The following is a 4,276-nucleotide window of genomic DNA, read 5'->3' on the forward strand; positions in this document are numbered from 1 at the left end:
AGCGCTCCGTCGCCAGCGCGCAGCGGTCGGCGAAGGCGCAGCCGACGATATTGGCGCCGATGCCGGGCAGGAAGCCGGGGATGGTGTCGAGGCGGCCCTGGTCCTTGCGCTGGCCGCCGCGCGGGAGGCAACGTAGCAGCGCCACCGTGTAGGGATGGCGCGGATCGTTGAAGACGTCCTTCGTCGAGCCTTCCTCGACCAGCATGCCGGCATAGAGCACGCCGACGCGGTCGCACATGTTGGAGACGACAGCGAGGTTGTGGCTGATGAACAGGATCGAGGCCGACAGTTCTCTTCTCAGCTGAGCGATCAGGTCGAGCACTTCGGCTTCGACCGTGGCATCGAGGCCCGTCGTCGGCTCGTCGAGGATCAGCATCGACGGGTCGTTGGCCAGCGCCATGGCAATCGCCACGCGCTGCTGCATGCCGCCGGAAAGCTGGTGCGGATAGCGCTGCATGACGCTGGCCGGATCCGAGATCCGCACAAGGTTCAGCATCGCGATCGCCTTGTCGCTCGCCGCCTGTCCCGAGATGCCGGCAAGCTCGAAAATCTCGGTCAGTTGGCGGCCGATGCGCAGCGACGGATTCAGCGCCTTGCCGGGGTCCTGATAGACCATCGACACGCTTTCCGCGCGGGCGCGCCTGAGCGCCTCGGCGTCGAGCTTCATCACGTCCTGCCCATCGAGCGCGATCGAGCCGCCGGTGATCGAGCCGTTGCGCGGCAGGTAGCGCACCACCGACAGCGCCGCGGTAGACTTGCCGCAGCCGGATTCGCCGACCAGCCCGTAGGCCTCGCCGCGGCCGATGGTGAGGCTGACATTGCGCAGCACCGCTCGGTTGCGGCCGCCAACGCGATAGGCGACCGAGAGGTCGTTGAGTTCGAGCGCATTCTTCTCAGTCATTGAACGCTCCATGGACGCCGTCGGCCACCAGGTTGACGCCGATCACCAGCGAGGCGATCGCCAGCGCATCGAACAGCACCGTCCACCAGAAACCGCCGCCGATCATGCCGTAATTGCTGGAGATGGAGAGCCCCCAGTCGGGCGAGGGCGGCTGGATGCCGAAGCCCATGAAGGAGAGCGTTGCGACGGCGAAGATCGCATAGCCGAGGCGCACCGTCGTCTCGACCAGGATCGGCGGTATGACGTTGGGCAGGATCTCGACGAACATCGTGTGCAGCGCGCCCTCGTGGCGCAGCTTTGCCGCCGCGACATAGTCGAGCTCGCGTTCGGCCAGCACCGCCGAGCGCACCGTGCGGGCGATGATCGGCGCGAAGCTCAAGCCGATGACGACGATGACGGTTGCCTTCGACGTGCCGAGCGCGACGATGGCGAGCAGCGCGATGATGACCACCGGGATCGCCATGAAAGCTTCCAGCACACGGCTGACGATGTCGTCTACGATGCCGCGGAAATAGCCGATCAGGAGCCCGAGCGCGGTGCCGGCGACGGTCGCGAGCAGGGTAGCGAGCGGCGCCACCGTCAGGATGTCGCGTGAGCCGACGATGACGCGCGAGAAGACGTCGCGGCCGATCTGGTCGGTGCCGAACAAGTGCTCGGCCGACGGCGGCGCCAGCGCGTTGATGATGTCGTCGGCAAGCGGGTCGTAGGGCACGAAGTGCTCGCCGAACAGCGCGCAAATGATCCAGAACAGGACGATGCCGAAGCCGGTCAGGAAGGTGCCTGACCGCAGCAGCGAATGCAGCACCTCGCCCCACGGGCTGCGCCGCGCGGTGTCCGGCACCGGGATAGTGGCGGGGCTGTCGGTTGCGCTCATTGCTCTGCCCCCAGCCGGATACGCGGATTGAGCACGGAATAGAGGAAATCGGCGACAAGCGTTGCCACCGCGTAGACGATGCCGATGGTGAGGATGCCGGCCTCCAGCATCGGGAAATCCTTGCCGCGCGCCGCGGTGAAGATCAGCGAGCCGATGCCCTGGTAGCGGAACAGCGTCTCGATCACGACCAGGCCGCCGATGAGGTAGCCGGTCTGCGTGGCGATGACGGTGATGGTCGGCAACAGCGCGTTGCGCAGCACGTGCCGCCAGATCACCGTGCGCCACGGCAAGCCCTTGAGCACGGCGGTGCGCGTATAGTCGGAATCCAGCGCCTCGATCATGCCGGATCGCGCCATGCGGGCGATGTAGCCGAACAGAACCAGAAACAGCGGCAGCGACGGCAGGATCAGATAGTAGATCTGGGTGAAGAAGCCGGCGCCTTTCGGCCAGGCTGCAGCGATCGGCAGCCAGCGCAGCCACACCCCGAAGATCAGGATCAGGATGATGCCGGTGACGAATTCCGGCAGCACCGTCACCGACAGGCCGCCTAGGCTGATGATGCGGTCGAGCGGCCGGTTGAGGTTGAGCGCGGCGATGACGCCGCCGAGGATGCCGATCGGCACCACGAGCACGAAGGCGATCGATGCCAGCTTCAGCGAATTGCCGAGCGCGTCGATGACGAAGGGCGCCACCGGCGCACGGAAGATGTAGGACGTGCCCATGTCGCCCCGGATGAAATTCCAAATCCAGGTTCCGTACTGGACGAGCAGCGGGCGGTCGACGCCGAGCGAGTGGTTGAGCGCGTCGACGGCGCGCTGGTCTGCAAACGGTCCCAATATGGCGCGGCCGACATTGCCGGGCAGCACCTGGCCGCCGAGGAACACCATGACGCTGAGCAGGAACAGCGTGACGAGCGACAGAGCCAGGCGCCGGACGAGGAAGGCGAGGATGGCGAATACTCCTATTGGAGCCGGCTCTCCGTGGAGAGCCGGCTGTCAGGGATAAGCTTTGTTCGCTCTCGTCAGCCCTTCGAGGCCTTCTCGAGGAACAGCTGCGACATGGCGGTGGGCTGAACGCCCGCCACGCCCTTCGCCGTCGCAGTCAGGTAGTCGTAGAAATAGCCGAAGATCACCGGCGTTTCCTCGAGCAGCAGCTTCTGGATCTTGCCGGCGGTGGCCTTCTGCGCCTCGAGGTCGAGGGCTGCGATATAGCTGGTCGCTAGTTGGTCGTAGTCCTTGTTCTTGAAGTGGGCGGCATTCCAGGTGCCGTCGCTCTTCAGCGGCGCCGCAAGGTAGACATTCGGCACGCCGCGGTGGCCGTAGTCGGTGATGCCCATCACCGAATCCAGCCAGTTCGATTTGCCGAACACCGCATCGCCGTAATAGGCGCCCTGGTCGAGGATGTTGAGCTCGAGCTCGATGCCGATCTCCTTGACCCAGTTCTGGATGAGCTGCGCGTATTCCGGGATTTCCAGATAGCGCTCGGTGGTGAGCGTCACCTTGAAGCCCTTGCCGGCGCCCGCTGCCTCCATCAGCTGCTTGGCCTGCGCAATGTCCTGTTCGCGCTGCGGCACGCTGGTGTCGGTCGACGGATAGACGCCCGCGAACGGACTGTCGTTGCCTTCCTGCGCGCGGCCCTTCATCAGGCCGGCGACGAGCTCCTTGCGGTCGATGCTGAGCGCGATGGCGCGACGCACGCGCGGGTCCTTCATCGGGCCGTCGTCGCAGCGCAGGTGCAGTTGCTGGTGCGCCACCGACTTCAGACTGATGATGTCGACGTTCGGATCGTTGAGCAGGCCGACGCCGGCCAGAACAGGCATCTGGTTGATGATGTCGATCTGGCCGCCCTGCAAGGCAAGGATCTGGGCCTGCATGTCGGAGAAGAAGGTGAACTCGGTGCGTTCCGGCAAAGCCTTCTCGCCCCAATAATCCTCGTTGCGCACGAAGGAGGCGCCGACCTTGGCCGTGTATTTTTCGAGCTTGAACGGACCGGTGCCGTCGAAGCTCTGTTCGTAGCCACCCTTGTAGCTCGCGGGGATGATGACGGCGTTGTAGTTGTCGGACGAAACCATGTAGGGGAAGTTGCCGTTCGGCGCGTCGAGATGGAACTCGACGGTATAGTCGTCGACCTTCTTGGTGGCGCCCTTTTGCAGGATGCCGTTGAACACCGACAGCGCGTTGGACGAGTTGGCGGGGTCGGCGAGACGGTCGATGCTGGCCACCACGTCGTCGGCCTTCATCTCGCCGCCCGAGTGGAATTTGACGCCCTTGCGCAGTGTGAAGGTCCACACCGTGCCGTCGGCGTTCGGCTTCCAGCTTTCGGCGAGCGCCGGCTTGAGCACCAGGTCCGGGCCGTCGATGCAGAGGAATTCAGCGACTTGCTGCAGCACCAGCAGACCGCCGGCGTCGGCGATGGTGACCGGGTCGATCGCGGCGGACGGCACGTTGCTGCCGACGCGGATGGTGGCGCCGGGCGCCCCTTGAGCGCGGGCAAGCGAGGGC

Annotated in this window: 4 protein-coding genes; all 4 read right to left on the minus strand. The window is 65.3% G+C overall.

The window, feature by feature from the left end; translation table 11 throughout:
• On the minus strand, positions 1–901 hold a 901-nt coding region (locus DH10_RS31680), incomplete at its 3' end, for an ABC transporter ATP-binding protein (protein WP_192385714.1).
• Positions 894–1,775: an ABC transporter permease gene (locus DH10_RS31685; RefSeq protein WP_192254672.1), complete on the minus strand. Its 882-nt coding sequence runs from the start codon at positions 1,773–1,775 to the stop codon at positions 894–896. The genes DH10_RS31680 and DH10_RS31685, both read right to left, overlap by 8 nt.
• Positions 1,772–2,725 carry an ABC transporter permease gene (locus DH10_RS31690; RefSeq protein ID WP_312891316.1) on the minus strand — a complete coding sequence of 318 codons (954 nt, stop codon included), beginning with the start codon at positions 2,723–2,725 and terminating at the stop codon, positions 1,772–1,774. The genes DH10_RS31685 and DH10_RS31690 overlap by 4 nt, the downstream gene beginning before the upstream one ends.
• A 71-nt stretch (positions 2,726–2,796) precedes the next feature.
• Positions 2,797–4,276, minus strand: a 1,480-nt coding sequence (locus DH10_RS31695; RefSeq protein ID WP_192385715.1) for an ABC transporter substrate-binding protein, incomplete at its 5' end; no start/stop codon positions are given.

Origin of the sequence: Mesorhizobium silamurunense (genome assembly GCF_014843825.1) — a bacterium.
Classification (GTDB): domain Bacteria; phylum Pseudomonadota; class Alphaproteobacteria; order Rhizobiales; family Rhizobiaceae; genus Mesorhizobium; species Mesorhizobium silamurunense.

Bases quoted from the DNA above. Each gene is read 5' to 3' on its own strand.
- DH10_RS31685 (WP_192254672.1), bottom strand. From the start codon at position 1,775: ATGAGCGCAACCGACAGCCCCGCCACTATCCCGGTGCCGGACACCGCG.